The following is a 26,270-nucleotide window of genomic DNA, read 5'->3' on the forward strand; positions in this document are numbered from 1 at the left end:
CGGCGCGACCACTCAATAGTAGTACATGCTGCGGGCGGTGCTGACCACCCGTGTCGTCACTCGGCCGCAGGCTGGGCCAGGCGCGGTTCCCACTTCTCGACGACCTCGGCCTGGACGGCGCGGACGTCGTCGGTGGTCGGCCCGGGCTCGGCGACGAAGCCGGCGCGACGGTAATACTCGAGCTCACGGATCGACTCGAGGATGTCCGCGAGCGCGCGGTGCCCGCCGTGCTTCTCCGGCGAGTTGAAGTACACGCGCGGGAACCAGCGGCGGCAGAGCTCCTTGATGCTCGACACGTCGACGCTGCGGTAGTGCAGGTGACCGTCGACGCGGGGCATGTACTTGGACAGGAACGCCCGGTCGGTGCCGATCGTGTTGCCGGCCAGGGGAGCGGTGCCCTCGGCGGGGACGTGCTCGAGGATGTACTCGAGCACCTGGTACTCGGCGTCCGCCAGGCTGACGCCGTTCGGGATCTCTTCGATGAGCCCCGACGTGACGTGCATGTTCGTCACGAACTCGTTCATGTTGTCGAGCGCGGACTGGTCCGGCTTGATCACGATGTCGAATCCGGGGTGCACGGGCTCGAGGTCGAAGTCGGTGATGACCACGGCCACCTCGACGAGTTCGTCGACCTCGAGGTCGAGGCCGGTCATCTCGCAGTCGATCCAGACGAGGCGGTCATTCGCGGTTGCCATGTGCACGATCCTATTCCCGGCCCGCGTGCGCCCCGTGCGCGGGTGGCGTGCGGCCGGTGCGCGGTCGCGTCCCCCGCTGGTGCGCGGTCGCGTCCCCCGCTGGTGCGCGGTCGCGTCCCCCCGAACCCGCGAGCGGGCGAAATGCCCGGGTCGCGTCGCGAGGCACACGGGTGTTTCGCCCGCTCGCGGGCGCGGCGGGGCCGAAGGCGCGTGGGGCGGTGGTGGTGACGGCACGGAGGCCCGGTGCCGGTCCGCGGGGCGGGTGCCGGGCCTCCAGGCTGGTCGCGTCCAGTGCGCGCACCGCGAGCGGGCGAAATGCCGCGGTTGCGCGGCGGGGTGACGCGGACATTTCGCCCGCTCGGCGAGACGCTCGGCGAGACCTTGGGGAGGGGCTGCGCTCTGGCCACTCCGCGCCAGCGCGAGCGGGCGAAATGCCCGGGCCGCGTCGGGAGGCACCCGGGTGTTTCGCCCGCTCGCGGAAGAGGGGCGGGGCGGATGGTGAGGGGGCCGTGGTGGTGACCGCCTGGAGGCCCGGCGGCGGTCCGTCGGACTGGTGCCGCGCCTCCAGGCTGGTCGCGCCCAGTGCGCAGAGCGCGAGCGGGCGGAATACCCGGGCCACGTTGCAGGGAACCCAGACATTCCGCCCGCTCGCGGCCAGCCAGCCAGCCAGCCGGGCGGACGACCGCTGGCGGACGCGCGTGCGAGCAGTGCGCAGAGCGCGAGCGGGCGAAATACCCGGGCCGCGTCGGGAGGCACCCGGGTGTTTCGCCCGCTCGCGGAAGCGGAAGCGGCGGGGAGGGTGAGCTGTGCGGCTAGGACATCTCGCCGGCGCCGATGGCCTCGGCCTCGACGCGCTCCGGCTCGGCACCGTCGTCCACGCGGCGCAGGACCTTCGTGGTGCAGAGGATGACGACGAACGCGACGGCGACGGACGCGCCGGCGAAGACGTACGCGGCTGAGGGGCGTACGCGTCGGCGAGCAGGGTCGCGACGGGCGGGGCGATGGCGCCGCCGATGAAGCGGACGGCCGAGTAGGCGCTCGAGGCGACCGAGCGGGGCAGGTCCGTGGCCTCCATCACGCACTCGGTGAGGACCGTGTTCAGGACGCCGAGGACCAGACCACCGACGATGACGCAGATGATGAGGCCGACCTGCGAGTCCACGACGACGGCCGCGGCGAAGAGGTCGAGTGCCAGCAGGGGCAGCGCGATCTTCAACACGGTCGTCCTGCGGAGACGGGCGGTGAGCATCGGGGCGACCCAGACGGAGGTGATCGCGAGACCGAGCCCCCAACCGAAGAACGTGAAGCCGATGCCGAGTGCACCGAATCCGAGTGGGAACGGCGTGTAGGCGAGCAGGACGAAGAAGCCGATGTTGTAGAAGAGCGCGGTCGCGGCCAGTGCGGCGAGCGCGGGACGGCCGAGGGCACGGAACGGTGCCGAGAGCTTGGTGGGCGTGGGCTTCTCGAGGCTGCCGGTCTTGAGCAGCGCCACGATGGCGATGAACGCGACGGCCATCAGCGTGGTGACACCGAAGAACGGGCCACGCCAACTCACCGACCCGAGCAGGCCGCCGACGAGCGGGCCGACGGCGATGCCGAGACCGAGTGCTGCCTCGTACAGGATGATCGCCGAGGCGGTCCCACCCGACGCTGCACCGACGATGGTCGCCAGGGCGGTGGAGATGAAGAGCGCGTTGCCGAGGCCCCAACCCGCGCGGAAGTCGATGATGCTCCACACGCTGTTCGACGTCGCGGCGAGGACCGAGAACACGACGATGAGCGCCAGGCCGATGAGCAGGGTGCGCTTCGCGCCGATGCGGCTCGAGACCCAGCTCGTGAAGAACATCGCCACACCGGTGACGGCGAGGTAGCTCGTGAAGAGCAGTTCGGTCTGCGCCGGGGTCGCCTTGAGCGATGCGGCGATCGCGGGGAGGATCGGGTCGACGAGGCCGATGCCCATGAAGGCCACGACGCAGGCGAAGGCGATCGCCCAGACCGCTGAAGACTGCTTGAGGATGGAGCCGGACTGGCCGGCAGGTGCGTGGGCGTTCACGCGGTGGTCTCCGTTCTGGTGGGTGCTGTGCGCTGGGCGATCAGGACGGACGCGTGGTGCAGCACATCCCAGTCGTCGTCGGTGAGGTCGGCGAACAACGGGCCGACCGTTTCGGTGAGCGTGGCGCGCCAGGCGGTGAGTCGGGCGCGGCCTGCGTCGGTGATCTCGATGAGCTGGCCGCGGGAGTCGTCGGGGTCGACGCTCCGTGTGACCAGACCGTCGGCGAGCATGCCGGTCACGAGTCGGGTCATCGTGGGCTGCGCGACGCGCGAGGCCGCCGCGAGTTCACCGAGCCGGAGCGGCTCGTCGGACTCGAGGATGCCGAGCGTGCGCCAGACCGCGGCCGACGTGGTGTTGCCCGTCGACTGCACGGCGCCGCGGATCAGGCGGTTGACGGAGACGAGGAGCGTCTCGACCGTCTGCGCTCGTGTTGTTTCCATAGCTGAACTATATAGCGATGCTATGCGTTGCGCAACAGACCGCATCAGGGGCCGCCTGGTAGAAGGGATGCATGAGCGACATCACCATCCACGAAGGCGACGAGTACACCGCGATCTTCCACGGCGGACCCTTCGACGGCACGACCGACACCCGCACCGCGACGAGCGACGCGCTGGACGACGAGGTCACGGTGTTCGCCGACGTCGAGGGCCTGCAGACGGCCTTCACCTACCGCGCCACCAAGTCCCGTCAGGTCCTCGACCAGACTTCGGTCGAGTTCACCTACGAGCCGGGGAGTCCGACCCGGTGGACGACCTGGCCGACCGCGGCGACCGCAGCGGCGAGTTCGACCGGGAGTAGAACCCCGCGCCGCCGCGTTGCACGGTCACATGCAGCTCGACCTCTGGACGTCCGCCTTCTGTGCGCCGTGCGCCGCCGCCCGCCGGGTGTCGGCCGAGGCGTCGGCGCTCGTCCCCGGGCTCGCCGTGACCGAGCGTGACGTGGCGTCGTACCCCGACGACGCAGAGGACCTCGGCATCCGTTCCACGCCCACGATCATCGTGCGGCGGGAGGACGGCGCCGAGGTCTTCCGTTCACCCGGGGTCCCCACCCGCGACCAGCTCCTGCTGGCGATCGCCAAGGCCCTCTGACCCGCCGCCGGCCGCGCTGCTGGCGCCCGCCGCGCTGCTGGCGCCCGCCGCGCTGCCGGCACCCGCGCTTGCCGCGCGCTGCGACGTCGGCGTCGCCACCACGACCGGCTCCGGCGGGTCGACCAGCGCCCTGGCCTTCCGAGCCAGCCGCTTCGTCGTCCGGATCGGTGCCCCGATCACGAGTGCGAGCCAGCCCAGCGCGGAGCGGTCCGCGCCGCCGAGTGCGTTCTTCCGCTCCCAGGCCCGGCGCAGCACACCGCCTCGGCTGCGGCGTGCGGGTTCCCGGTCGACGAGCGTCCCGGCGTCCCGTTGCACCATGAGCTCCGTGAGCCGACGCTGCCAGTCGTCGTCCGCAGCTGGGTGGAAGTAGTTGTCCTGCATCCAGCTCGGTCGGACCGTCCCGAACCGGCCGTCCACCAGGTCGACCGAATCGCCCTCGAGGCCGCTCGACACGAACACCTCGTTGATGAGGTGGCGGCCGATGCCGAAGTCGGTCAGGGTCAGCGCGGGCACACCACGTGCGGCGGCTTCGAGCACCGCCGTCGAGCTGATCGTCACGAGGGCCACCGCACGGTCGAGGTGTTCGGCCATCGGCCCGCTCTCGACCACGAGGTTCGCCGGTGCGTCGGCCGGGACGAGGTCGGGGTAGGGATGTTCCTCGCGGTGCGTCTGGTGTTCGCCGGCGGCCGCGCGGGTCTTGATCACGACGCGCCACTCCGGGTGCTGCTGTGCGGTGGCGACGAGCCACTGCACGACGAGGGCCCGGTCGACGCGCTCCAGTGGGACGCTCGGCTGGGCGGCGAAGACGACGGCGTCGCGGACGGGCGCACCGGTCGCTCCGGGGACGCCCGTGCTGACGCTGGCGGTCGCGCCCGCGCCCGCGCCCGCGCGCGCGCTGGCGATCGCGCCCGCGCCCGCGCCCGCGCCCGCGCTCGCGCTCCGGGCGAAGGGCAGCGTGGCGAGCGCGAAGTGCGGCTCGACACCGCCCTCGATCGCCATCTCCTCGTACGCCCGCACCTCGCGGTGGCTGTGCAGCACGAACAGGTCCGCACGCGCGCGGAAGAAGATGCCCTTCCACTTCGCCGGGAACGAGATGCCCGGCAGGCCGGACACCAGCACCGGCCGGTCCGGGATCCGGCGGTGCACCTCGTCGATGACGAGTTCGGCGACCGGGCCGATCAGGGACACGAGGACAGCGTCGGGCGGATCGACGCGCAGCTCCTCGACGACGGCATCGACGTCCTGCGGCGTCGGCGGAGCCGTCCGCAGGTGTGCGAGCCGCGCGTCGAGCCCGCGAAACGCCGAGCGCAGCTGCTTCGCGCTGGCCGAACGCGGCGTCGCGACGGTCCGCAGGTCGAGGTCCCAGTCGGCCGGTGCCGCCGCGAGCAGGTGGGCACCCCACTTGGCGAACGAGTCGGTGTCGACCAGGGCGACCACCCGTCGGCCGCGGGGTGACGGGCCGGACGGGAGGCGCGCCTCCCGTCCGACGGTCGACGCACCCCCGTCAGCCGGCACGTCCAGGGCACCCGTCTCGTCGACCGGGCCGCTCACGCGGTCTCCGCTCACGTGGTCTCTGCTCACGTGGTCTCCGCTCACGCGCCGACGCGGCGCAGCTTGGCGAGCGGTACCCGCTCGCCGGGGAAGATGCGCTTCACCCCGTCACCGAGCGCGGTTTCGATGATCCGGATGTCCCGCGCCAGGGTCTTCAGGCCGTGCGGCTCGAGCGAGGCCGCGTGGTCCGAGCCCCACATCGTGCGGTCGAGGGTGATGTGCCGTTCGACGGCGGTCGCGCCGAGGGCGACGGCGGCGATCGAGATCTGCAGCCCCGGCTCGTGACCGGAGTACCCGACCGGCACGCCCGAGTAGCGGTGTGCGAGGGTGTCGATCATGCGCAGGTTCGCCTCCTCGGCGGGGAGCGGGTACGTCGACGTCGCGTGCATGAGCACGAGGCGGTCGGTCCCGAGGGCGTCGACTGCCGCGTCGATCTGCTCGAGCGTCGACATGCCCGTCGACAGGATGACGGGCTTGCCGGTCGCGGCGACGGCGGCGAGCATCCCGAGGTCGGTCACCGACGCCGAGGCGATCTTGTACGCGACGACGTTGAGGTCCTCGAGGAAGTCCACGGACGGCTCGTCCCAGGGGAGGCGAACCAGTCGAGGCCGCGGAGCGTGGCGTGGTCGCCGATCTCGATGTACTGGTCGCGGTCGAACTCGACGCGGTAGCGGTACTCCAGGTAGGTCATCTCGCCCCACGGGGTGCTGCGGGGCGTGTGCTTCATGTGCTCGGGCGTGGAGATGGCCGGGGTGCGCTTCTGGAACTTGACGGCCTGCAGTCCGGCGTCGGCGGCGACGTCGATGAGATGCTTGGCGATGTCGACGTCACCGTTGTGGTTGAGGCCGATCTCGCCGATGAGGTACGCGGGGTGGCCCGCGCCGATCGTGGACGTGCCGATGGTGACGGTCATGGTGCTCCGTTCAGTGCGGGGGCTGCCCGCGTCAGGGATGGGTCGTGGTCCGTGATCTGGGGGCGACGGCTTCAGCTGTGGCGTCGGCTGTGGCTTCGGCCGCGATCAGGTCGGTCTCGTCGTCGATGTCGATCGCGCCTACGGGGTCGACGGCGATGAGTTCGACGCGGCCGTGGAACCGGTGCCGGTGCTGCCGGAAGCCGTCGGTCCGCATGACGTACGAGGCGCCGGTCTCGCGGTACTCGGCCGCGCGGTCCTGGCGACGCGGACGGGTGGCCGCGTCGTGGTTCACGGCGACGGCGGAACCGTCGTCGGCGACGCGCCACAGGAACACGTGCGACGGCGCCGCGGCGAACACGACGTCGGCGTGCCCCTCCGAGACGCGCCGGATCGCCGTGTCGAGGTCGTCCGGGTCGATGAACGGCGAGGTCGCCTGCAGGAACACCAGGACCTCGGGCAGCGCATCGCCGGCGGCCTCGAGTTCGTCGAGCACGTGGAGCAGCGCGGACTCCGACGACGCCTGGTCGCCCGCGAGGTCGGCCGGCCGTCGGACCACGTCGGCACCGGCGGCGCGGGCCTCCGCGGCGATGGCGTCACCGTCGGTCGTGACGACCACGGCGTCGATCAGTGCCGCGCTGCGTGCCGACTCCACGGCCCGACGGACGAGCGACCGGCCTCCGACCGTCCGGAGGTTCTTGCCCGGGATGCCCTTCGAGCCGGCGCGTGCGGGGACGACGGCGAGGACGGTGGCAGAGGAGTGCATCTCCCGGACGGTACGAAGCGCGGGTGTCCCGGAGGCGAACTGCGGGCAGACGACGGCCGAACCGTTCCGGAACCGCTCGACCGGCGGGTCCCGGTTAGAATCGACGTCGCTCGCCTCCGTAGCTCAGTGGATAGAGCAGGTGGTTTCTACCCACCGTGCCGCGGGTTCGATTCCTGCCGGGGGCACGACGCGAACGGGCCGCCATCCGATCGGATGGCGGCCCGTTGCTCGTTCGTGGCGGAGTCGGACGCTGCGTGCTGGGCGCTGCGTGCCGCGTGCTGGGTGTCCGTGCCCGCTACTCGTCGTCGTCGGCGGCGCGGCGGCGGAGTTCGGCGGCGCTGATCGGCTGCGTGTGCGTCGCCTCGGACGTCTCGTCCGCGTCCGTGGGCTCCGCCGGCGCCTGGGTGATGCGGGTCGGGATCGACGTCGTGTTCGTCGTGCCCGGGGTCTCGACCCTCTGAGCCGGAGCGGACGCCGGCCTCGTCGGTGCGCCCGGAGTCGTCGAGACGTCGTTGGCGGGCGTCCGGTTGACGTGGGCGTCGGCCGAGGTGGGCGCCGGCGTCGCGACGGTGGACGACGCGGGACGGTCGGTGCCGCGTGCCGGGGTCACCCGGTCGGTGTCACCGAAGGCCTTGGTGACGGCGTCGTCGTCCACCACCTCGGTGTCGTCGGTGCCGCGGCTCGGGGTGGAGCGTGCGGGGGACGTGGGTGTGCCGAGCACCGGGCGCACGGGCGGTGCGGCGTCGTCACCGTAGACGCGGGTGGTGTTCTCGCCGTAAGAGCGGGTGGCGTTGGCGTCCGACCCACCGCGGTTCACCGAGAACCCGGGTCCTGCGGCGGCGGTGGACGCCGACCCGGCTGCGGCAGCGGGGGCGCCACCGGCGAGGGCCGACCCGGCGTCGGCCGGGGCCGACGGCGCGGAGGCGGGCGTGCCTCCCGGACGCTGTGCCGGACGCAGGGAGGTCGTCGTCGGCGTCGGGCGCTCGACGGGAGCGGCCTGGGCGGACGCCGCCGGGGTCTGCGGGCGGGCGGCGCCGTTCTGGTCGGCGTTCCAGTCCTGCTGGCGCTTGATCAGGTCGGCATCAGGGTCGGGGGACTCGAACTTCCAGCGCTCGAGGTCGGCCTTGAAGAGCTTGCGTGCGCGGCCCGGACGGGCCTGCCACTCGAGCAGGCGGTCGCGGAACTCCGCGAGCGACTGGTCGGCCTGGAAGCTGAAGGTCGACGAGTTCTTCTTGATGTCGGCGATCTCGTGCTGCGCCCAGTTGGCGGCGAGGGGTGCACCCGGCACGGGGAGCAGCCGGAGCCGGATGTCGGCATCCTCTGCCAGGTGGTCCGCGTAGCTGCGTTCGTCGTGCCCGAGTGAGCCCCAGGCAGCGGCCTTGCGCGCCGCGGAGATGATCGCCGCGACGGCGGCGTTCTTCGACTCGCGCTCCTGCAGGGCGACGACCCGTTTGGTCGCACCCCGTCCGATGAGCGCCGCGATCACGCCGGCGACGACGATGGCGACGAAGGGGATCACGGCACCCGAGATCACCCGCCACCCGTCGTCGGACGAAGTCCAGTCGGTCAGGTCGTTCCACCAGTCCATGCGCGCACCATACTCACGAAACGGTCAGGCCCCGGGGAGGACGAACGGCGTTCCGCGCATCCGACCCGAGATGATTCCAATCTGGAACATCATGACCAGCGGAGGCAGTCCACGGCGTCGTCGGCCGACCACACGTTCGGCAGCTCGACGAACCGACGCTCGGTGGCGACGTAGCGACGGGCGCGGTAGGCGGTGTCACCAGCGACGTCGATGCGGTCGACGTAGCCGACGATCTCGCCGTTGGCGCGGGTCACGCGGCTCAGGTCGTCGCGGACGTCGAGGATGCGGTAGTCGCCGCGGGACCGGGAGAGCGGGACAGTGCGGATCCGCAGTGCGGGTTCGGTCGTGGTCTGCATCGTGGCCTCCTGGTCGGTGTGGTCTCGACGCTACGGGCCACCACCGACACGCCGTCGCCATGCTGACGCATCGTGGACGGCGCTGCGGGCGGTGCGTGCTGTGGAGGGGATGTCCCCGGTCCGGCCCCGCGCGGATGTCGGGGAGGTAGGTTGTGGCAATGACCACGTTCGTGCTCGCAGGTGGATGTTTCTGGTGTCTCGATGCCGTGTACCGCACGCTCCAGGGCGTGCAGGACGTGGAGTCCGGCTACATCGGCGGTCGGGTGGAGAACCCGTCGTACGAGTTGGTGTGCACGGGCTCGACCGGTCACGCCGAGGCGGTCGCGGTCACCTTCGACGAGACGGTGATCCCGGCCGAGGTCATCCTCGACGTGTTCTTCACGCTGCACGACCCGCGGCAGCTCAACCGGCAGGGCGCCGACGTCGGCACGCAGTACCGCTCGGCGGTGTTCCCGGCGGACGACGCGCAACGCGCGCTGTTCGAGCGGGCGATCGAGCGCGCGTCCGACGTCTGGGACGGCGGGATCGTCACCACGATCGAGCCGCTCTCGACGTTCTACCCGGCGGAGGAGTACCACCAGGACTTCTTCGCGAAGAACCCCGGTCAGGGCTACTGCCTCGCAGTCGCGCTGCCCAAGGTGAACAAGGTCCGCAAGGCCTACAGTCAGTACATCCTGACGTCCTGATCCTCGGGCGTCGGGGCCACGAGGAGGTGGTCGAACGATGACGAACAACACCGGGACCTGGGTCGCGATCGGTCCGGCAGGTGCGGTGGGCAGCATCCACCGTGCCGCGGACGGCTTCCAGGTCGAGCTCTACGGACGAGGGCGCAGCGGCGGGCTGTACCCGTCGCTCGAGTCGGCGAAGGGTGCGGTCCACGCCGCGCTCGGCCCGCTCGCGGCGCGGCCCGAGTTCCGAGCGCACTAGCGGTCCAGGGTCGGACAGGAGGCCCGGGGGACTCGTCCTCCACAGGTCGCCTGATCGGGTCCACACGCCACAGATCGAGCCCGGGGCTGCTTCCGCAGCCCCGGGCTCGATGACGATCGACGCATGAACGACATCATCACCGTTTGCGGAATCGTCGCCACGGAACCCCGTCACCTCGTCACCGAGACCGGCATCGCCATCACGAGCCTGCGCCTCGCCTCACCGTCACGTCGATGGGACCGGGCCAGCGCGGCCTGGGTCAACGGTGCGACCAACTGGTACACCGTCACCGCGTTCCGCTCCCTCGCGTCGAACGTGTTCAAGTCCCTGAAGAAGGGTGACCGCATCGTCGTGTCCGGCCGCGTCCGGATCCGCACCTGGGAGCGCGACGGCCGGGGCGGCACGTCGGTCGAGATCGACGCCGACGGCATCGGGCACGACCTGGCGTGGGGCATCAGCAACTGGGTCCGGGTGCCGCGTCACACCGGGGAGCCGACCGCGCCTCCCGGACCTGCCCAGACGGTCGACCCGCGCACGGGCGAGATCGGCGCTGCCGGTCCGGACGCGGACACGCAGATCGACGGCGACCACCCCGACCTCGACCATCACGACCTCGACGCCGACGGCGGGCACCCGGAGCCCGATCCTGCCTCTCCGGACGACGCGATCGGGCAGGATCCTCGCCGACCCGCAGACGACGACGGGGACCCCGGCACGCGGATGGCGGCGTGAGGTCCCCTCGACGGAATCCGACCCGGGCGCTACCAGCGCTGGGTGATCATGGCGATGCCGGCGACCTCGGTCGTGTCCCAGTTGCCGCCCTTCGGCAGCCCGGACACCCGACCGTCGACCCAGAACGTCGCGCCCTGGACCTTGCCCGGGTTGGTCTGCTTGGCCTTCAGTCCGTGGAACGAGAAGTTCGGGTTCCAGGTGCCCTGGAGTCCGCTCACACCGGGCTTGTTGCGCACGGTGATCTTCACGTCACGCATCGAGGAGTGGACGACGTCGCCGTTGAGACGGCCGTTCCCCTCGACGTTGAAGAACAGGCGGCCCTTGAGGTTCAGGCCGACCGCGGCGATGGTGTGGCCGTTCGCGAAGAACGTGCCGACGTTGTTCGGGTAGAAGCGGAGTCCGACGGGGGTCACGTTGTGCGTCGCCGGACCGAGGTACCCGTAGGTGAACTTGCCGTTCTGCACGCGCTCCCAGATGAACCGCGGGGCGCCCTTGCTGACCGTCGACCCCTTGTCCGACTGGATCCCGACCGAGAAGGCGTTGTTGTAGGCGTCGTGCACGTTGATGTAGGACGAGTAGCCCGTCCCCGAACCACCCTCGGTGATGTTGGCCGTGTACTCGACCAACGGGGTGCCGTGGGGGCGACGGTCGCGGCGGACGCCGTCGACGTGGTGCCCGTCGGGACGACGAGGGCCGCTGCCAGGGCGATGGCCCCGACGAAGGGGAGTGCGAGTCGGTGCAAACGTGTTCTGGTCATGATCCTGATCTCCGCATGGACGACGATGCCTCTGGTCGAAGGCGAGGCCACGGTACGTCGAAGGAGGCGAGGACAACACCCCCGTGCGGGTTCCGGCGATCCGTCAGTAGACTTGCACCGATATGGCTGAGTACATCTACCAGATGGTCCGCGCCCGCAAGGCGGTCGGCGACAAGCTGATCCTCGACGACGTCACGATGTCGTTCCTCCCCGGCGCCAAGATCGGCGTCGTCGGACCGAACGGTGCGGGCAAGTCGACGATCCTGAAGATCATGGCCGGTCTCGACCAGCCGTCGAACGGTGAGGCGAAGCTGACGCCGGGCTTCACCGTCGGCATCCTCATGCAGGAGCCGGAACTCGACGAGACGAAGACCGTGCTCGAGAACGTCCAGGAAGGCGTCGGCGAGATCCACGCGAAGCTCGCCCGCTTCAACGAGATCTCCGCCCTGATGGCCGAGCCGGACGCCGACTTCGACGCGCTCCTCGCCGAGATGGGCACGCTGCAGGAAGAGATCGACGCCGCCGACGCGTGGGACCTCGACTCGCAGCTCGAACAGGCCATGGCCGCGCTCCAGTGCCCCCGGGGGACGAGCTCGTCACGCACCTGTCCGGCGGTGAGAAGCGTCGTGTGGCGCTCTGCAAGCTCCTGCTCCAGAAGCCCGACCTGCTCCTGCTCGACGAGCCCACCAACCACCTGGACGCCGAGAGCGTGCAGTGGCTCGAGCAGCACCTGCAGCAGTACCACGGTGCCGTCCTCGCCGTGACCCACGACCGGTACTTCCTGGACCACGTGGCCCAGTGGATCGCCGAGGTCGACCGTGGTCGCCTCTACCCGTACGAGGGCAACTACTCGACGTACCTCGAGAAGAAGCGTGCGCGCCTCGAGGTGCAGGGCAAGAAGGACGCGAAGCTCGCGAAGCGCCTGTCCTCCGAGCTCGACTGGGTGCGCAGCAACACCAAGGGTCGTCAGGCGAAGTCGAAGGCTCGTCTCGCCCGGTACGAAGAGATGGTCACCGAGGCCGAGCGCACCCGCAAGCTCGACTTCGAGGAGATCGTGATCCCCGTGGGCCCGCGTCTGGGCTCGCAGGTCATCGACGCCGAGAAGCTGCACAAGCAGTTCGGTGAGCGCGTCATCATCGGTGACTTGTCCTTCACGCTGCCCCGCAACGGCATCGTCGGTGTCATCGGCCCGAACGGTGTCGGCAAGACGACGCTGTTCAAGACGATCGTCGGGCTCGAGCCCCTCGACGGCGGCACGCTCAAGATCGGCGACACGGTCGACATCTCGTACGTCGACCAGAGCCGTGGCGGCATCGACCCGAACAAGAACCTGTGGGAGGTCGTGTCCGACGGGCTCGACTACATCCAGGTCGGCAAGACCGAGATCCCGTCCCGCGCGTACGTCTCGCAGTTCGGGTTCAAGGGCCCGGACCAGCAGAAGCGTGCCGGCATCCTGTCCGGTGGTGAGCGCAACCGTCTGAACCTCGCGTTGACGCTCAAGCAGGGCGGCAACCTGCTGCTCCTCGACGAGCCGACCAACGACCTGGACGTCGAGACCCTCGGCAGCCTCGAGAACGCCCTGCTCGAGTACCCCGGTTGCGCCGTGGTCATCACCCACGACCGGTGGTTCCTCGACCGCATCGCGACCCACATCCTGGCGTGGGAAGGCCTGAACGAGGACGGCACGCCGAACTGGTACTGGTTCGAGGGCAACTTCGAGGCGTACGAGGAGAACAAGATCGAGCGCCTCGGTGCCGACGCCGCGAAGCCCGGGCGCGCGACGTACCGCAAGCTCACCCGCGACTGACCCGCGTGGCGAGACTGCACGCTCCCATCCGCATGCGGTGGAGCGACATCGACGCCTACGGCCACGTCAACAACTCCGCGATGCTGCGCCTGCTCGAAGAGGCGCGCATCGTGGGGTTCTGGGGTCCGGACGCGGGTGAGCTGTCGGCAGACGGCAGCCTTCCCGATCCGATCATCGACGGTCGGCCGGGCTCCGGCACGATGACGGTGATCGCCGGACAGCGCCTCGAGTACCTCGCGTCGATCCCGTACCTGCGCCAGCCGCTCGACATCCAGATGTGGATCGGGCGGCTCGGCGGGGCGAGCATCGACCTGTCGTACGAGGTCTGGTCGCCGGTCGGGCAGCAGCCGGCCGAACTCTACACGCGGGCGACGACCGCGCTCGTCATGGTGGACGTCGTCACGAACCGTCCTCGGCGGCTGACCGCGGCCGAGCGTGCGGCGTGCGAGCAGTACCTCGAGGCACCGGTGGAGTTCAGCCGCCCGTAGGGACCCGCATCATGCCCTCCTGCGCCACGGTCGCCAGCAGGCGTCCGTCGCGGGAGAACATCCGACCGAACGCGAGCCCCCGGCCGCCCTGGGCGCTGGGGGACTCCTGCGTGTACAGGATCCACTCGTCGGCCCGACCGTCGCGGTGCCACCACATCGCGTGGTCGAGGCTGGCGCTCTTCACACCGGGCGTGCCCCAGGCGACGCCGTGCCGACGCATGATCGGTTCGAGGATCGACAGATCGCTGGCGTACCCGAGGACCGCACGGTGCAGCGCCGGGTCGTCCGGCAGGTCGCCCTGCACACGGAACCAGACCGCCTGGTGCGGCACGTGCTCGCCCTGCACGTCGACGAACACCGGACCCTCGACGTGCCGCAGGTCGATCGAGCGCTCGGCCCAGGCCTTGGCGACGGGGTGGTCGATGGTGGACAGGATCGACGCGGCGGACGGCAGCGACTCCGGCGACGGCGTGTCCACCGGGTACGGGTCCTGGTGCTCGACCCCGGTGTCGGGCACCTGGAACGACGCGATCATCGAGAAGATCGGCACACCGCGCTGGTAGGCCTGCACGCGCCGCGTCGCGAAGGACCGACCGTCGTGGATGCGTTCGACGCCGAAGGTGATCGGCACGTCGATGTCGCCGGGGCGCAGGAAGTACCCGTGCATCGAGTGGATGTCACGCCCCTCGATGGTGGCCTGCGCAGCGACGATGCACTGGGCGAGCACCTGACCGCCGAACACCCGCCCACCGGGGGACCAGTGGTTCGCGCCGGTGAGGATCGTCTCACCCGTGCTCGCACCGGTGTCCTCGAGTCGGAGTGTCCGCAGGAAGTCGGGTTCGCCGTTCACGTGGTGCAGTCTACGAACACAGGGTGCGCCGGTAGGATCGGTCCGACATGGGCACCTCGTTCACGCTTCCCGACGCCGCCTCCCTCGGTGACCTCCGCACGTACCTCGGACGTGCCGCTCGGATCGAGGACGGTTCGGTCCGGCTCATCGCCGACTCCGGTGTCCTCGCGGTCTACACGGCGATCCTGTACCCCTCGGGCTCCTCGACGAGCTGCCGACGGTGCTCGGCCTCCGCACGTTCTCGCTCACCGAGCCCGCGACGATCGACGTCGTGGTGCCGCTGCAGTCCCTGCTCGAGCGGCTCCGGCTCCTCGCCGAGGCGCAGGACGCCGAGCACGCCGACGGCGCCGACCCGACGCGGGCCACCCCGATCGAGGTCGAGCTCCCGCACGAGGTCCACACCGTGACGTGGGCGGCGATCTCCCCGCCCCGTGGCGGATGGGTGCCGCTGCCCGACGTCTCGCCGGAGCTGCTGCGCCGCGCCACCCGTGACGGCATCGCCGAGGTCGCCGACGCCGTCCCGACGAACGCGGGCGAGGCGATCATCCGCAAGGTGCGCTCCGAGGTCTGGGGCCGTCCGGTGCCGGGCATCGAGCACCTGCCGGCTGGTGCAGGCTTCGCGGGGAGAGCCTCGGCTTCCTCGGGCACGACCCGGTCCGCTTGTTCGAGACGGGTCCGTGGAGCCGTCTCACGACGTCGCGCGGGCACGTGCTGGTCAAACGCCGCGCCTGGACCCTGAACCCGTAGCGAGCGTCACGGCCGGGCCTGGTGGTTGGCTGGCCGCATGCACGTCTTCCTCACCGGCGCGTCCGGGTACATCGGTTCCTCTGTCCTCCGCGCCCTCGTCGCCCACGGGCACGAGGTGACCGCCATCGTCCGATCCGACGAGAAGGCGCAGCACGTGCGTGACGCCGGTGGGCACGCCCTCGTCGGGGACGTCACCGACACCGAGGTCGTCGAACGACTGCTCCACGAGACCGACGGCGTCGTCCACACGGCGTCCGCCGCCGACGTCGACCCGGACTTCACCGCGACGGTCCTGCGCGCGTCCGTCGGCACACCGAAGCCGTTCGTGCACACCGGCGGCATCTTCACCTTCGGCAACTCGACGGACATCTCGGAGCAGTCGCCGATCGATCCGCCCGAGCTGACGTCGTGGCGTACGGCGAACGAGGCTGCCGTGCGGGCGAGCGACGTGCGGACCACGATCGTCGCCCCGGGCATCGTGTACGGGCGAGGTGTCGGCATCCCCGCGATGTTCGTCAGCGACGGCACCCAGCCGGTCACGCTGGTCGGTGACGGCTCGCAGCGCTGGACCACGGTGCACGTCGACGACCTCGGCGAGCTCTACGTCCTCGCGCTGGAGCGTGCCGAGCAGGACGGGTACATCGTCGCCGTGTCCGGGGACAACCCGACGGTGCGCGAGCTCGCCGAAGCGGGGGCGCACGGTGCACCGGTCGTCCCCGAGAGCGCCGATGCTTCGCGCGAGCGACTCGGCGGGGCCTTCGCGGACGCGCTGCTCCTGCACCAGGAGGCGTCCGGTGCCCATGCGCGCTCCGCCTACGGGTGGAACCCGACGCACCCGTCCCTGGTCGAGGACCTCGCCACGGTCTCGTACGGGCGCTGAGGACCACGTTCCGCCCTCGGCGGCGGCATCAGCGCCGCCGAGTTCCACGACATGCCGCGCGCCGTTCGCCGAGGTTCCATGAACGGGACGAGGCGCCGCCGAGATGTGCAGATTTCTGAACCTGAAGGGGGCCGGGGCCGCGGGCGCGGGCGCGGGCGCGCCCCGGGTCAGTCGAAGGTGTTCGTCATGGCGTGCGCGGCGCGGTCGAGGTACGCCCACAGCTCGGCCTCGTCGAGGGGCGCGAGCTGCAGCGACTCGACGGCCTCGCGCATGTGGTGCAGCCATCGTTCGCGGGCCTCGGACGTGATGCGGAACGGGTTGTGCCGCATCCGGAGCCGGGGGTGTCCGCGCTCCTCGCTGTAGGTTCCCGGCCCGCCCCAGTACTGCTGCAGGAAGGCCGACAGACGCCAGATCGCGCCCTCGAGGTCGTCGGCCGGGTACATCGGCCAGATGACGTCGTCCTGCTGCACGCCCTCGTAGAAGCGGCGGACGAGCCGGTCGAAGGTCGGGGCGCCGCCGATGCGGTCGAAGAGCGAGCCGGTGGCCGAGACCCCGTGCTCACCGACCCGCAGCGTGATCGGCTGGGCCGGCACCCCCGGCACCCCCGGCATCCCCGGCACCCCCGGCATGCCGAGGCCCGCTCCGCCGGTGCCGCTGTTCGGGGACGTGGGATCGGTCACTGGGAGTCCTTCCCACCGTCGTGGTGGTCGTCGGTCCGGATGGGTTGCCCGAGCACGTTGCGCTTGGTGCGGCGCGGCTTGGTCGGCGCCGGGGTCGGCCGGGTCTGCACGGAGCGCAGTCCGTTGATCGAGGTCGCGTTCTCCCAGCCCTCGGGCATGATCATCGCCATCGCGGGCAGGGTGATGCCGAGCTCGTCGACGGCGTGCTTCAGGCGGGCGCGGAGTTCGCGGCCGACGACGTCGAGCTCGGACGCGCGGGTCTTCACGACGAGGCGGAAGACCATGCCGTCCGTGGACACCGACTGCAGGCCCCAGATCTCGGGCTTCTCGACGATGCGCTGGCGCCAGCGGGGCTCCTGCGACATGGTGACGGCGGCCGTGAGCAGGGCGTCCTGCACGGCGTCGATGTCGGTGTCGTAGGGGACGGTGATGTCGACGAGGACCCGCGACCACCCCTGCGACAGGTTGCCGACGCGCAGGATCTGGCCGTTCGGCACGAACCACAGGATCCCGTTGACGTCGCGCACCTGCATGACACGGAGCCCGACGTTCTCGACGACGCCCGTGGCCTGCCCGGTGTCGACGACGTCACCGACGCCGGCCTGGTCCTCGAGGATCATGAAGATGCCGGACAGCAGGTCCTTCACGATCGACTGCGCGCCGACGGCGAGGCCCGCGGCGACGAGCGACGCGCCACCGACGATGCCGACGGCGGCGTTCGGAACGAGGAGCGGGATGATCACGACCAGGGCGATCACCACGACGATGACCGTGGCCAGGTTCTGCAGGACGCTGCCGAGTGTGCGGGTGCGCTGCACGACGCGTGCGGTCTGCACCGGCGACGCGATGAGCGCCTGCGTGTCGGTCGCTCCCTGTCGCTTCTTGACGCCGGAGACGACGCGGTCGACGACCTGACGGATCACTCGGCGCAGGATCAGCCGGAGGATGATCGCGACGAGGATCGTGATCACGATGACGATCGCGTCGTGCCAGGTGGTGACGAAGTCGGTGAAGGCGTTGGAGACGGCCTTCGTGGTCTCATCGGTGGTTGCAGCGAGGCTCATGATCCGGTCGATGCTAGAGGGCGGGGCCTCGGCGTTCCATGAGGAACGCCGCGACCCCGCCCGTGTTCACGAGCGACTCACGCGTCGGCCGCCTGCACCCGGAGAGCACGCTCCGTGCCCGCGACGCTCTCGGACACGATGCGACGCAGCGCCGGGGTCTCCGGGTGCGCCTCGAGCCACGCGTGGGCGGCGTCGCGGAGCTCGGCCGACGCGAGCGGCGCCGGGTAGAGGCCCGAGACGATGGTGTCGGCCATGTGGTAGCTGCGCTCGGCCCAGATGCGGGTGAGCACTTCGAAGTACTTCGGCACGAGGCCTTCGAGCACGACGGGGCTGTTCACGTGCTGGAACCCGACCGTGGTCTGCCGCACGATCGCGTTCGGCAGCTCGGACGAGTCGACGAGCGACGCGAAGGCGGCCAGCTTGCCCTCGGCGGTCGGGATCGTCGCACGGGCGCGGGCCGCGGCCTGCTCACCCGACGCGGTCTTGTCGGCCGCGAGCTCGGCGTCGACGTCGGCATCGGAGGCGGCACCGGCGAGCACGAGGCCCTCGAGCAGCTCCCAGCGCAGGTCGGTGTCGATCTCGAGCCCGTTCAGCGTGACCGAACCGTCACGCAGCCCCTGCAGGGTGGCGACGTGCTCGGGCGTCGACGCGATCTGCGCGAAGAACTTCACGAACTGGAACTGGGCGTCCGACCCGGCCTCGGCCGAGGCCGCGAGCTGCCAGAGCGTCTCGCCCACCGTGCGGACCGTGGCGTCGACCTTCGACGGCGCGACGTAGTTGCGCGTCGTCAGGAGCAGCTGCGACAGGGTCGTGCGGATGGTCGTCGACTCGGACTCGGTCGCGATGTTGCCGAGCGCGAGCCGGACGTAGTCGCTGGCGGGCGACTCGGCGTCGCGCGTGGCGTCCCACATCGCGCCCCACACGATGGAGCGGGCGAGCGGGTTCGCGATGGCCGCGAGGTGCTCGATCGCCGTCGTGCGGGACTGCTCGTCGAGACGGATCTTGGCGTAGGCCAAGTCGTCGTCGTTGAGGAGCACGAGGTCGCCGCGATGCACGCCGACGAGCTCGGGGACCTCGGTGCGTGCGCCGTCGACGTCGATCTCGACGCGGTGCACGCGCTCGAGCTTGCCGCCCGAGGACGCGGTGTCGGCACCGAACGGCGCGGAGTCGTCCGTCCCGAACGCGTAGACGCCGATGGCGAGGCGGTGCGGGCGGAGCGTCGGGTAGTCGGCCGGCGCTTCCTGCAGGACGGCGAACGCGGTGATCGCGCCGGACGCGTCGACCTCGATCTCCGGGCGGAGCGTGTTGACGCCCGCGGTCTCGAGCCAGAGCTTCGACCACTCGGACAGGTCACGGCCGCTGGTCGCCTCGAGCTCGACGAGCAGGTCACGCAGCTCGGTGTTCGAGTGGTGGTGCTTCTTGAAGTAGGCCGAGACGCCGGCGAAGAACGCGTCGATGCCGACCCACGCCACGAGCTGCTTCAGGACGGAGCCGCCCTTGGCGTACGTGATGCCGTCGAAGTTGACCTGGACGTCCTCGAGGTCGTTGATCGTCGCGACGATCGGGTGCGTCGAGGGAGCTGGTCCTGGCGGTAGGCCCAGGACTTCTCCATCGCCTGGAACGTGGTCCAGGCCTCGGTCCACTCGGTGGCCTCGGCGGTGGCGATCGTGGAGGCCCACTCGGCGAACGACTCGTTCAGCCACAGGTCGTTCCACCACTTCATGGTGACGAGGTCGCCGAACCACATGTGCGCGAGCTCGTGCAGGATCGTGACGACCCGGCGCTCCTTGATGGCGTCGGTCACCTTCGAGCGGAAGACGTAGGTCTCGGTGAACGTGACGGCGCCCGCGTTCTCCATCGCGCCGGCGTTGAACTCCGGCACGAAGAGCTGGTCGTACTTCTCGAACGGGTACGGGACGTCGAACTTCTCCTCGTAGTAGGCGAAGCCCTTCTTCGTGGTCTCGAACACGTACTCGGGGTCGAGGTACTCGGCCAGCGACTTGCGCGCGAAGACGCCGAGCGGGATCGTGCGGCCGTCGCTGCTCGTGAGTTCGTCGCGGACGACCTCGTACGGGCCGGCGATGAGCGCCGTGATGTAGCTCGAGATGGTCGCGGTGGGCGCGAAGGCCCAGGTCGCGTGCTCACCGTCGACGTGGGGTTCGGGCGTCGGGGAGTTCGACACGACCTGCCACCGTGACGGCGCCGTCACGGTGAAGGAGAACTGTGCCTTGAGGTCGGGCTGCTCGAACACCGCGAACATGCGGCGCGAGTCGGGGACCTCGAACTGGGAGTACAGGTACACCTCGTCGTCCACGGGGTCGACGAAGCGGTGCAGGCCCTCGCCGGTGTTCGTGTACAGCGCGTCGCTGACGACCACGAGCTCGTTCTGCTCCTGCAGGCCGTCGAGCTGGATGCGGACGCCGTCGTTCACCGCGGCGACGTCGAGCGCGGTGCCGTTCAGGGTGACGGAGTGCACGGTCTTCGTGATCGCGTCGATGAACGTGGACGCACCGGCGGTCGCGGTGAAGCGCACGCGGGTGGTGCTGCCGAAGGTCTCGGCGCCGCGGGTCAGGTCGAGCTCGACGTCGTACGTCTGCACGCTGACGATGCCGGCACGTTCCTGGGCTTCGGTTCTGGTGAGGTTCTCTCCGGGCACGCAACGCTCCATCTTCGCTGAGGACGCGGACGATCGTGGTCCGCGCGGGGGAGTCCCGGCACGGCGTCGTGCACCGGCGGGACGGTCATCCCCAGCCTAGCGACGCCGCGTACGCTCGGAGCGTGAGCGAGACGACTGTGGACAAGACGACGGAACACACGACGGAACGCACCACCGTGGAGTTCTGGTTCGACCCGAACTGCCCCTGGGCGTGGATGACGAGCCGCTGGGTGGGCGAGGTCGCCGAGCACCGCGACCTCGACGTCACGTGGAAGGTGATGAGCCTGTTTGTCCTGAACGAAGACCAGGACATCCCCGACGAGTACCGCGAGCGCATCCACAAGGGGCAGCTCTACCCGCGCATCGTCACGGCGGCGCGGCTCCGGCTCGGCCAGGACATCGTGAAGCCGCTCTACGACGCCCTCGGTGAGCACGTCCACCACCGCCAGGAGCAGGACCCCGACCAGGTGGTCCCCGCAGTGCTCGCGGAGCTCGGCCTCGACGCCGACCTGCTCGAGTACGCCTGGACCGACGAGGTCGACGCCGCCGTGCGCATCAGCCACCAGGACGGCATCGACCGCGTCGGACAGGACGTCGGCACGCCCGTCATCGCCGTCGCCGGCACCGCGTTCTTCGGCCCGGTCATCTCCCCGGCACCCAAGGGCCAGGAGGCGCTCGACCTGTGGGACGGCGTCGTCGCCGTGGCCAAGTACCCCGGCTTCTTCGAGCTCAAGCGCTCGCGCACCGTCGGCCCGGTCTTCGACACCACCGACTGACGGGAGGCGCGGCTCGCCCCCGCCCCTCGGCTCGCGTCAGGCGAGCGGAAGGCGCATGAGCGTCAGGTCCAGCCAGCGGTCGAACTTGCGTCCGACCTCGGCCACGACCGCGACCGTGCTGAACCCGAGCTTGGTGTGCAGGGCGATCGACCCGGTGTTCGTGCTGCAGATCCCCGCCATCATGACGTGCCGGCCCTCGGCGGTCGCCCGCTCGACGAGCGACCGCATCAGGGTCGAGGCGATGCCCCGACCGCGGAACGACTCGACCACGTAGACGCTGTGCTCGACAGTGAGCCGGTAGCCGTGGTGCGGTCGCCACTGCGAGTACGTGGCGTACCCGGCAACGGTGCCGTCGACCTCGGCGACGAGCACGGGGTACCCGTCGCCCCGCCGTTCGGCCAGCCAGCCGTCGAAGTACGCGCGGGGGTGCGGGATCTCCTGCCAGACGGCGGTGGAGTGCAGCACGGCGTCGACGTGCAGGGCGTGCACGACGTCGAGGTCGCGGGGTTCGCAATCGCGCACCACGACCGGATCCGTCCCGTTCGTCGCATATGCTGTCGTCATGTCTCACATCGTAGACGAACCGATCGTCGATGACGCAACCGCCGCCGACGACACGGTCGCAGACGAACAGCGTGCTCTCGGCGAGCGTCTCCAGCGCCTGCGCACCGAACGGAAGTGGAGCCTCACCGAGCTCGCCGAGGAGTCCGGTGTCTCCCGCGCCATGATCAACCGCGTCGAGCGCGGGGTGTCGAGCCCCACCGCGACGATCCTCGGCCGGCTCTCCGGCGCCTTCGGCCTGACGATCTCGCGGCTCCTCGACGAGGCCCTCGAGCACGAGGTGCCCAGGGCGACCGACCCCGACGACGCACGGGGCATCCAACGCGGCGCGACCGCGGAGTCCTGGACCGATCCCGACACCGGGTACCGCCGCCGTCCGGTCTCGAGTGCGGCGTTCCCCGCGGACGTCACCGAGGTGCGCCTCCCGGCCGGCCGCGAAGTGGCCTACCCGGCGTCCGCCTACGCGTTCCTGCGGCACTGCATCTGGGTGGTCGACGGCGTGCTCGAGCTCGTCGTCGGCGGCGAGCCGACGCGGCTCGCCGCGGGCGACCGGATCGAGCTCGGTGACCCCGCCGACGTGGTCTACCGGAACCCGGGCGAGGGGCCCACGCGGTACGTCGTCGTGGTGGTCCGGGGGCAGTAGCCGCAGGAATAGGATCGGTTCCATGCGCATCCACCTCGGAACGGACCACGCCGGCCTCGAGTTCAACCAGACCCTCGCAACGCACCTGACCGAAGCCGGGCACGAGGTCGTGGACCACGGACCGACCGAGTACGACGCGCTCGACGACTACCCCTCGTTCTGCATCAACGCCGCGCACGCCGTGGTGCACGACCAGCGTGCCGGCGTCCAGGCGCTCGGCGTCGTGTTCGGCGGCTCCGGCAACGGCGAGCAGATCGCCGCGAACAAGGTCGAGGGCGTCCGCGCAGCGCTCGTCTGGAACGATTCGACCGCACTCCTCGCACGCCAGCACAACGACGCCAACGTCATCTCGATCGGTGCCCGCCAGCACACCGAGGACGAAGCGATCCGCTTCGTCGACCTGTTCATCGCCGAGCCGTTCTCAGGCGAGGAGCGTCACGCACGCCGCATCGCGCAGCTGGCCGAGTACGAGCAGACGGGGCACATCGCCGGCAAGCAGATCGACGGCTCGGCCGAGTAGACAGGTCCCATGCCCGAGGGTCACTCCGTCCACCGAATCGCCAACCAGTTCACCCGCCACTTCGTCGGCAAGCGCTGCGAGGTGTCCAGTCCGCAGGGGCGGTTCGCCGCCGGGGCCGCGCAGCTCGACGGCAAGAAGCTGGTCGCCGCCCGCGCGGTGGCGAAGCAGATGTTCCTCGAGTTCGAGGACGACCTGTTCCTCCGGGTCCACCTCGGCCTGTACGGCGCATGGGACTTCGCGGGGGTGATCTCCACCGCCGAGGCACTGTCGGACGACGACGACCGCGAGGAGTCGCTCAGCTCGATCGGCGCACCACGGCTGGCGCGCTACCGGATGGCCGAGCAGGAGAAGGCCGAGGACCCGATCGAGTCCTTCCCGCCGGACCCGGTCGGCCAGGTGCGCGTCCGCATCCTGACCGAGGACACCGTCGCCGACCTGCGCGGGCCGACCGCGTGCGTCGTGGAGACGCCGGCCGAGGTGCAGCGCGCCCTCGACAAGCTCGGCCCCGACCCGATGAACGACGACGGTCCCGAGGCCGAGAAGGCCTTCGTCGACAACGTCCGGAAGCGGAACGTCGCCATCGGCCAGCTGCTCATGGACCAGTCCGTCGTGAGCGGCATCGGCAACATCTACCGGGCCGAACTGCTGTTCCGGCAGCGCATCGACCCGTACAAGGTCGGCAAGAAGATCACCGTCAAGCAGGCGAAGGCGCTGTGGGCGGACTGGTCGAAGCTGCTGCACGACGGCGTCCGCGACGGCCTGATGATGACGATGGACGGACTGTCCGACGCCGAGTACAAGAAGGCGCAGCGGTCGCGCAAGGACCGGCACTGGGTCTACCACCGCCAGGGTGAGCCCTGCCGGGTGTGTGGCACCGAGATCCGGATGGCCGACATGGCCGGCCGGAAGCTCTACTGGTGCCCGAAGGACCAGAAGTAGCGCACTTCAGAGCTCTGAGTACGTGAACCGTCCGGCGATCGCGGTCGCGAGCACCCGCGTCGAGCGCAACGAGGACGACGACGCTGCCAGCGGGTCCGACCCGACGAGCACGAGGTCCGCGACGTCACCGACTGCGACGCTGACCCGACCGTCCGTCGAGCCCTGCCACGCGGCGAGCGCGGAGAGCCGTTCGGCGGGGTGCCACGGGTCGCGGCCGTCCCGGTCGCGTCCGACGGCCGCGGCCATCGAGATCCACGGGTCGAGCGGTGCGACGGGGGCGTCCGACCCGAGCAGCAGCCGGGCACCGGCTCGGGCGAGCGACGCGAACGCGAAGGCGCGGTCGGTGCGGCCCGCCCAGTGCCGGTCGGCGATGTCGCGGTCGTCCATGGCGTGCTCGGGCTGCACCGAGGCGGCCACCCCGAGCCTGGCGAACCGGTCGACGTCGGTGTCGACGAGCAGCTGGGCGTGCTCGATGGTGCCGCGGGCGCCGACGGCTTCGAAGACGTCGAGCGCGAGGGTGTTCGCCCGGTCGCCGATGGCGTGGATCGCGGGCACGAGTCCGGCGTCGACGGCCCGGCGGGTGATGGCCACGAGGCCGTCGAACTCCCACGCCAGCACGCCGGAGCCGTCGGTCATGGCCGCGGTCCGGGTGCCGAGCGAGCCGTCGGTGACGACCTTGAACGGCCCCATCGTGAGCAGGCCGCGGGTCCGGTCGACGACGTCGCCGGTACGGAGTCCGCGGTCGATCACGGCGTCGAGTTCCGCCGGGTAGACGCCCGACGACACCCGGAGCGCGTCGGTGCCGGCGTGGATCCGGCGCGTCCAGCGGTCGAGGCCGAAGCGCATCTCGAGGTCGACGATGCCCGTCACTCCGCGGGCCGCGGCGGCCTCCACGGCGTCGGCGACGTACCCGTCGAGGAGGTCGTCCGGCACCTGCGAGAGCGCGCCGGTCACGTCGAAGGCGTCCTGCTCGCGCAGGACCCCGTCCGGGCCCGCCTCGAGCGGCCGGCCGACGAGTGCGGAGAAGTGCGCGAACGCGAGGGCGTTGCACCAGACGGCGTGCAGGTCACCGCTGATGACGACGGTCGGGAGGCCCGGTGCGGCCTGGTCGAGCAGCTCGCGTCGTGCGGGGGTCGGCCACAACCCGTCGCGGTAGCCGTGTCCGATCAGCACGCGGTCCGGCACCCCGGTCCGCGCGACCGTGGCGAGGAGGTCGGCGGTCGACTCCGCGGAGTCGCAGCCGGAGACGTCGACGCGGCGGCGCACCAGGGCCCACTGGTCGAAGTGCGTGTGGTGGTCGCGGAGGCCGGGGCCGAGCCAGGCACCGGCGGCCTCGACGACCTCGGTGTCGGGGCCGGCGGGGTCGAGCGTGCCGGCCGGCGCGCTCTCGGTGACCAGGCCGTCGGCGATGCGGACGTCGGCAGGGGCCCCGGAGGTGCCCACCCGGCGGACGGTGCGGAGCAGGATCTCGCTCACCGTTCCTCCAGACGGTGCGCCCGTGCCATCTCGTCGGCGAGCGCCGGCGACGCGTAGGGGCCGTCGCCGCGCAGGCCGGCGATGATGCGGTCGACGACCTCGGGGGCCTTGTTCTGGGAGAGCTTCGCGCGGGCGTCGAACCGGGTGACCCGGATCCGGATGCCGACGGTGCCCTTCGCCATCCGGCGTGCGGTCTCCTCGTCGATCTCGAGGGACACCGGCTCGGGCATGATGCGCTCGAAGTGGTCGACGAGCTCACCGAGCACGCGGAAGTTCTCGTCGTCGGACAGCAGCTCCGGCGTGCCCCACAGGTGGGCGGTGACGTGGTTCCAGGTCGGCACGAACTGCTCGGGCGGGTACCAGGCGGGGGAGACGTAGCCGTGCGGACCCTGCACCACGACCAGGACCTCGTGGCGGCCGAGTTCGTGCGCGAGTTCGTCGGGGCGGCCGACGTGCGAGACGAGGACGATCGCGTCGGGGTCGTCGTCCGGACCGGGCGTCTCGAGCAGGAACGGGTAGTGCGACGCGACGATCCCGGCGTCGGTGTGCGACACGATCGTGGCCCACGGGTTGCCGGCGACGAGGCGCTTGACCTCGTCGACGTCCGTCATCAGGAAGTGGGGTGTGTGCCGCATGGTCCGAGCGTGGCACACGGCCCCGGTCGAGCGCGACACCTGTCGTTTCACGAGTGTTTCAGAACGGTAAAAGTTTCAGAGTGCATTGAAAGAAGCATTGTGCCGGGTGCTCCGACGGGCCT

25 protein-coding genes, 1 tRNA gene and 4 pseudogenes are annotated in these 26,270 nt (G+C 70.7%); 14 read left to right on the top strand and 16 right to left on the bottom strand.

All coding sequences use genetic code 11. The features are described 5' to 3' along the window. Window positions 1–56: 56 nt before the first annotated feature. The 3 genes and pseudogenes from orn to JN350_RS08270 all read right to left on the bottom strand — a co-directional run bounded on the left by orn (window position 57) and on the right by JN350_RS08270 (window position 3,188). A complete protein-coding gene (orn, locus tag JN350_RS08260; protein WP_205464185.1) occupies window positions 57–695 on the bottom strand; it encodes an oligoribonuclease in 639 nt (212 codons plus the stop codon). Between the two features lie 812 nt (window positions 696–1,507). Further along, window positions 1,508–2,748 (bottom strand): annotated as a pseudogene (locus JN350_RS08265) (MFS transporter). Next, window positions 2,745–3,188: a MarR family winged helix-turn-helix transcriptional regulator gene (locus JN350_RS08270; RefSeq protein ID WP_205464186.1), complete on the bottom strand. Its 444-nt coding sequence runs from the start codon at window positions 3,186–3,188 to the stop codon at window positions 2,745–2,747. Before JN350_RS08270 ends, JN350_RS08265 begins: the two are co-directional and overlap by 4 nt. A 71-nt stretch (window positions 3,189–3,259) precedes the next feature. Between JN350_RS08270 and JN350_RS08275 the strand changes: the two genes are divergently transcribed. Then, complete coding sequence (locus tag JN350_RS08275; protein WP_205464533.1) at window positions 3,260–3,688, top strand: hypothetical protein; 429 nt, start codon at window positions 3,260–3,262, stop codon at window positions 3,686–3,688. Further along, window positions 3,675–3,839, top strand: coding sequence for a thioredoxin domain-containing protein (locus tag JN350_RS19230; protein WP_240347642.1), 165 nt, complete (start codon window positions 3,675–3,677; stop codon window positions 3,837–3,839). The genes JN350_RS08275 and JN350_RS19230 overlap by 14 nt, the downstream gene beginning before the upstream one ends. Here JN350_RS19230 and JN350_RS08285 read toward each other — a convergent pair. The 3 genes and pseudogenes from JN350_RS08285 to JN350_RS08295 form a co-directional block, all read right to left on the bottom strand. Next, the gene (locus tag JN350_RS08285; RefSeq protein WP_205464187.1) at window positions 3,783–5,390 is read right to left on the bottom strand and encodes a DUF6716 putative glycosyltransferase; all 1,608 of its coding nucleotides are present in this window, start codon (window positions 5,388–5,390) and stop codon (window positions 3,783–3,785) included. The genes JN350_RS19230 and JN350_RS08285 overlap by 57 nt on opposite strands. A 41-nt stretch (window positions 5,391–5,431) precedes the next feature. Next, window positions 5,432–6,303 (bottom strand): annotated as a pseudogene (locus tag JN350_RS08290) (N-acetylneuraminate synthase family protein). Window positions 6,304–6,334: 31 nt separating this feature from the next. Further along, window positions 6,335–7,066 (bottom strand): acylneuraminate cytidylyltransferase family protein, encoded by a 732-nt coding sequence (locus tag JN350_RS08295; protein ID WP_205464188.1) that lies wholly within the window; start codon window positions 7,064–7,066, stop codon window positions 6,335–6,337. 112 nt (window positions 7,067–7,178) lie between these two features. Between JN350_RS08295 and JN350_RS08300 the strand changes: the two genes are divergently transcribed. Then, window positions 7,179–7,251: transfer RNA gene (locus JN350_RS08300), tRNA-Arg, on the top strand. Window positions 7,252–7,361: 110 nt separating this feature from the next. Here JN350_RS08300 and JN350_RS08305 read toward each other — a convergent pair. After that, complete coding sequence (locus tag JN350_RS08305; RefSeq protein ID WP_205464189.1) at window positions 7,362–8,654, bottom strand: hypothetical protein; 1,293 nt, start codon at window positions 8,652–8,654, stop codon at window positions 7,362–7,364. Between the two features lie 89 nt (window positions 8,655–8,743). Beyond that, complete coding sequence (locus JN350_RS08310) at window positions 8,744–9,010, bottom strand: hypothetical protein (RefSeq protein WP_111086795.1); 267 nt, start codon at window positions 9,008–9,010, stop codon at window positions 8,744–8,746. A 158-nt stretch (window positions 9,011–9,168) separates the two neighbouring features. On the opposite strand from JN350_RS08310, the gene msrA reads away from it, so the two are divergent. The 3 genes from msrA to JN350_RS08325 all read left to right on the top strand — a co-directional run bounded on the left by msrA (window position 9,169) and on the right by JN350_RS08325 (window position 10,669). Then, the gene (gene msrA, locus JN350_RS08315) at window positions 9,169–9,696 is read left to right on the top strand and encodes a peptide-methionine (S)-S-oxide reductase MsrA (RefSeq protein ID WP_205464190.1); all 528 of its coding nucleotides are present in this window, start codon (window positions 9,169–9,171) and stop codon (window positions 9,694–9,696) included. Between the two features lie 37 nt (window positions 9,697–9,733). Then, window positions 9,734–9,937, top strand: coding sequence for a methyltransferase (locus tag JN350_RS08320; RefSeq protein WP_205464191.1), 204 nt, complete (start codon window positions 9,734–9,736; stop codon window positions 9,935–9,937). 123 nt (window positions 9,938–10,060) lie between these two features. Next, window positions 10,061–10,669, top strand: a complete 609-nt coding sequence (locus tag JN350_RS08325) for a single-stranded DNA-binding protein (protein WP_205464192.1) — start codon at window positions 10,061–10,063, stop codon at window positions 10,667–10,669. 29 nt (window positions 10,670–10,698) lie between these two features. Here the strand turns inward: JN350_RS08325 and JN350_RS08330 are convergent, their stop codons facing one another. Beyond that, entirely contained in the window at window positions 10,699–11,295 is a 597-nt protein-coding gene (locus JN350_RS08330) for a hypothetical protein (protein ID WP_205464193.1), read from the bottom strand. Window positions 11,296–11,548: 253 nt separating this feature from the next. Between JN350_RS08330 and ettA the strand changes: the two are divergent. After that, a pseudogene (gene ettA / locus JN350_RS08335) lies at window positions 11,549–13,233 on the top strand (energy-dependent translational throttle protein EttA). Between the two features lie 32 nt (window positions 13,234–13,265). Next, window positions 13,266–13,721, top strand: a complete 456-nt coding sequence (locus JN350_RS08340) for an acyl-CoA thioesterase (protein ID WP_205464194.1) — start codon at window positions 13,266–13,268, stop codon at window positions 13,719–13,721. Here JN350_RS08340 and JN350_RS08345 read toward each other — a convergent pair. Beyond that, window positions 13,708–14,571, bottom strand: coding sequence for an acyl-CoA thioesterase (locus JN350_RS08345; protein WP_123294002.1), 864 nt, complete (start codon window positions 14,569–14,571; stop codon window positions 13,708–13,710). The two genes, JN350_RS08340 and JN350_RS08345, sit on opposite strands and share 14 nt — an antisense overlap. 220 nt (window positions 14,572–14,791) lie before the next feature. On the opposite strand from JN350_RS08345, the gene JN350_RS08350 reads away from it, so the two are divergent. Both JN350_RS08350 and JN350_RS08355 read left to right on the top strand, forming a co-directional pair. Then, window positions 14,792–15,310, top strand: coding sequence for a hypothetical protein (locus tag JN350_RS08350; RefSeq protein ID WP_461964245.1), 519 nt, complete (start codon window positions 14,792–14,794; stop codon window positions 15,308–15,310). A gap of 45 nt (window positions 15,311–15,355) precedes the next feature. Next, window positions 15,356–16,198, top strand: coding sequence for an NAD-dependent epimerase/dehydratase family protein (locus tag JN350_RS08355; RefSeq protein WP_205464195.1), 843 nt, complete (start codon window positions 15,356–15,358; stop codon window positions 16,196–16,198). Window positions 16,199–16,365: 167 nt separating this feature from the next. Here JN350_RS08355 and JN350_RS08360 read toward each other — a convergent pair whose 3' ends face one another. The 3 genes and pseudogenes from JN350_RS08360 to pepN all read right to left on the bottom strand — a co-directional run bounded on the left by JN350_RS08360 (window position 16,366) and on the right by pepN (window position 20,598). Beyond that, window positions 16,366–16,878: a globin gene (locus JN350_RS08360; RefSeq protein WP_461964247.1), complete on the bottom strand. Its 513-nt coding sequence runs from the start codon at window positions 16,876–16,878 to the stop codon at window positions 16,366–16,368. Further along, window positions 16,875–17,942: a mechanosensitive ion channel family protein gene (locus JN350_RS08365; RefSeq protein WP_205464196.1), complete on the bottom strand. Its 1,068-nt coding sequence runs from the start codon at window positions 17,940–17,942 to the stop codon at window positions 16,875–16,877. The genes JN350_RS08360 and JN350_RS08365 overlap by 4 nt, the downstream gene beginning before the upstream one ends. Before the next feature lie 77 nt (window positions 17,943–18,019). Further along, window positions 18,020–20,598 (bottom strand): annotated as a pseudogene (pepN, locus tag JN350_RS08370) (aminopeptidase N). A 122-nt stretch (window positions 20,599–20,720) separates the two neighbouring features. On the opposite strand from pepN, the gene JN350_RS08375 reads away from it, so the two are divergent. Next, window positions 20,721–21,374 carry a mycothiol-dependent nitroreductase Rv2466c family protein gene (locus JN350_RS08375; protein ID WP_275898024.1) on the top strand — a complete coding sequence of 218 codons (654 nt, stop codon included), beginning with the start codon at window positions 20,721–20,723 and terminating at the stop codon, window positions 21,372–21,374. 36 nt (window positions 21,375–21,410) lie between these two features. Here the strand turns inward: JN350_RS08375 and JN350_RS08380 are convergent, their stop codons facing one another. After that, window positions 21,411–21,938 (bottom strand): GNAT family N-acetyltransferase, encoded by a 528-nt coding sequence (locus JN350_RS08380; protein ID WP_240347643.1) that lies wholly within the window; start codon window positions 21,936–21,938, stop codon window positions 21,411–21,413. On the opposite strand from JN350_RS08380, the gene JN350_RS08385 reads away from it, so the two are divergent. The 3 genes from JN350_RS08385 to JN350_RS08395 are packed head-to-tail and all read left to right on the top strand — an operon-like array spanning window position 21,937 to window position 24,037. Next, entirely contained in the window at window positions 21,937–22,578 is a 642-nt protein-coding gene (locus JN350_RS08385; protein ID WP_205464198.1) for a helix-turn-helix domain-containing protein, read from the top strand. The two genes, JN350_RS08380 and JN350_RS08385, sit on opposite strands and share 2 nt — an antisense overlap. Window positions 22,579–22,600: 22 nt before the next feature. Further along, window positions 22,601–23,098: a ribose-5-phosphate isomerase gene (locus tag JN350_RS08390; protein WP_205464199.1), complete on the top strand. Its 498-nt coding sequence runs from the start codon at window positions 22,601–22,603 to the stop codon at window positions 23,096–23,098. Between the two features lie 9 nt (window positions 23,099–23,107). Continuing rightward, the gene (locus JN350_RS08395; RefSeq protein ID WP_205464200.1) at window positions 23,108–24,037 is read left to right on the top strand and encodes an Fpg/Nei family DNA glycosylase; all 930 of its coding nucleotides are present in this window, start codon (window positions 23,108–23,110) and stop codon (window positions 24,035–24,037) included. A 6-nt stretch (window positions 24,038–24,043) separates the two neighbouring features. Here JN350_RS08395 and JN350_RS08400 read toward each other — a convergent pair whose 3' ends face one another. Together JN350_RS08400 and JN350_RS08405 are read right to left on the bottom strand one after the other, a co-directional pair. Continuing rightward, window positions 24,044–25,513 carry an amidohydrolase gene (locus JN350_RS08400; RefSeq protein ID WP_205464201.1) on the bottom strand — a complete coding sequence of 490 codons (1,470 nt, stop codon included), beginning with the start codon at window positions 25,511–25,513 and terminating at the stop codon, window positions 24,044–24,046. Then, window positions 25,510–26,148, bottom strand: coding sequence for an FMN-binding negative transcriptional regulator (locus tag JN350_RS08405; RefSeq protein ID WP_205464202.1), 639 nt, complete (start codon window positions 26,146–26,148; stop codon window positions 25,510–25,512). Before JN350_RS08405 ends, JN350_RS08400 begins: the two co-directional genes overlap by 4 nt. Window positions 26,149–26,270: the final 122 nt, after the last annotated feature.

It is taken from the genome of Curtobacterium sp. 24E2 (assembly GCF_016925595.1).
Taxonomy (GTDB): Bacteria; Actinomycetota; Actinomycetes; order Actinomycetales; family Microbacteriaceae; genus Curtobacterium.

Bases quoted from the DNA above. Each gene is read 5' to 3' on its own strand.
- JN350_RS08270 (WP_205464186.1), bottom strand. From the start codon at position 3,188: ATGGAAACAACACGAGCGCAGACGGTCGAGACGCTCCTCGTCTCCGTC.
- JN350_RS08395 (WP_205464200.1), top strand. From the start codon at position 23,108: ATGCCCGAGGGTCACTCCGTCCACCGAATCGCCAACCAGTTCACCCGC.
- JN350_RS08390 (WP_205464199.1), top strand. From the start codon at position 22,601: ATGCGCATCCACCTCGGAACGGACCACGCCGGCCTCGAGTTCAACCAG.
- JN350_RS08295 (WP_205464188.1), bottom strand. From the start codon at position 7,066: ATGCACTCCTCTGCCACCGTCCTCGCCGTCGTCCCCGCACGCGCCGGC.
- JN350_RS08325 (WP_205464192.1), top strand. From the start codon at position 10,061: ATGAACGACATCATCACCGTTTGCGGAATCGTCGCCACGGAACCCCGT.
- JN350_RS08310 (WP_111086795.1), bottom strand. From the start codon at position 9,010: ATGCAGACCACGACCGAACCCGCACTGCGGATCCGCACTGTCCCGCTC.
- JN350_RS08305 (WP_205464189.1), bottom strand. From the start codon at position 8,654: ATGGACTGGTGGAACGACCTGACCGACTGGACTTCGTCCGACGACGGG.
- orn (WP_205464185.1), bottom strand. From the start codon at position 695: ATGGCAACCGCGAATGACCGCCTCGTCTGGATCGACTGCGAGATGACC.
- JN350_RS08365 (WP_205464196.1), bottom strand. From the start codon at position 17,942: ATGAGCCTCGCTGCAACCACCGATGAGACCACGAAGGCCGTCTCCAAC.
- msrA (WP_205464190.1), top strand. From the start codon at position 9,169: ATGACCACGTTCGTGCTCGCAGGTGGATGTTTCTGGTGTCTCGATGCC.
- JN350_RS08380 (WP_240347643.1), bottom strand. From the start codon at position 21,938: ATGACGACAGCATATGCGACGAACGGGACGGATCCGGTCGTGGTGCGC.
- JN350_RS08275 (WP_205464533.1), top strand. From the start codon at position 3,260: ATGAGCGACATCACCATCCACGAAGGCGACGAGTACACCGCGATCTTC.
- JN350_RS08320 (WP_205464191.1), top strand. From the start codon at position 9,734: ATGACGAACAACACCGGGACCTGGGTCGCGATCGGTCCGGCAGGTGCG.
- JN350_RS08355 (WP_205464195.1), top strand. From the start codon at position 15,356: ATGCACGTCTTCCTCACCGGCGCGTCCGGGTACATCGGTTCCTCTGTC.
- JN350_RS08340 (WP_205464194.1), top strand. From the start codon at position 13,266: ATGCGGTGGAGCGACATCGACGCCTACGGCCACGTCAACAACTCCGCG.
- JN350_RS08385 (WP_205464198.1), top strand. From the start codon at position 21,937: ATGTCTCACATCGTAGACGAACCGATCGTCGATGACGCAACCGCCGCC.
- JN350_RS08405 (WP_205464202.1), bottom strand. From the start codon at position 26,148: ATGCGGCACACACCCCACTTCCTGATGACGGACGTCGACGAGGTCAAG.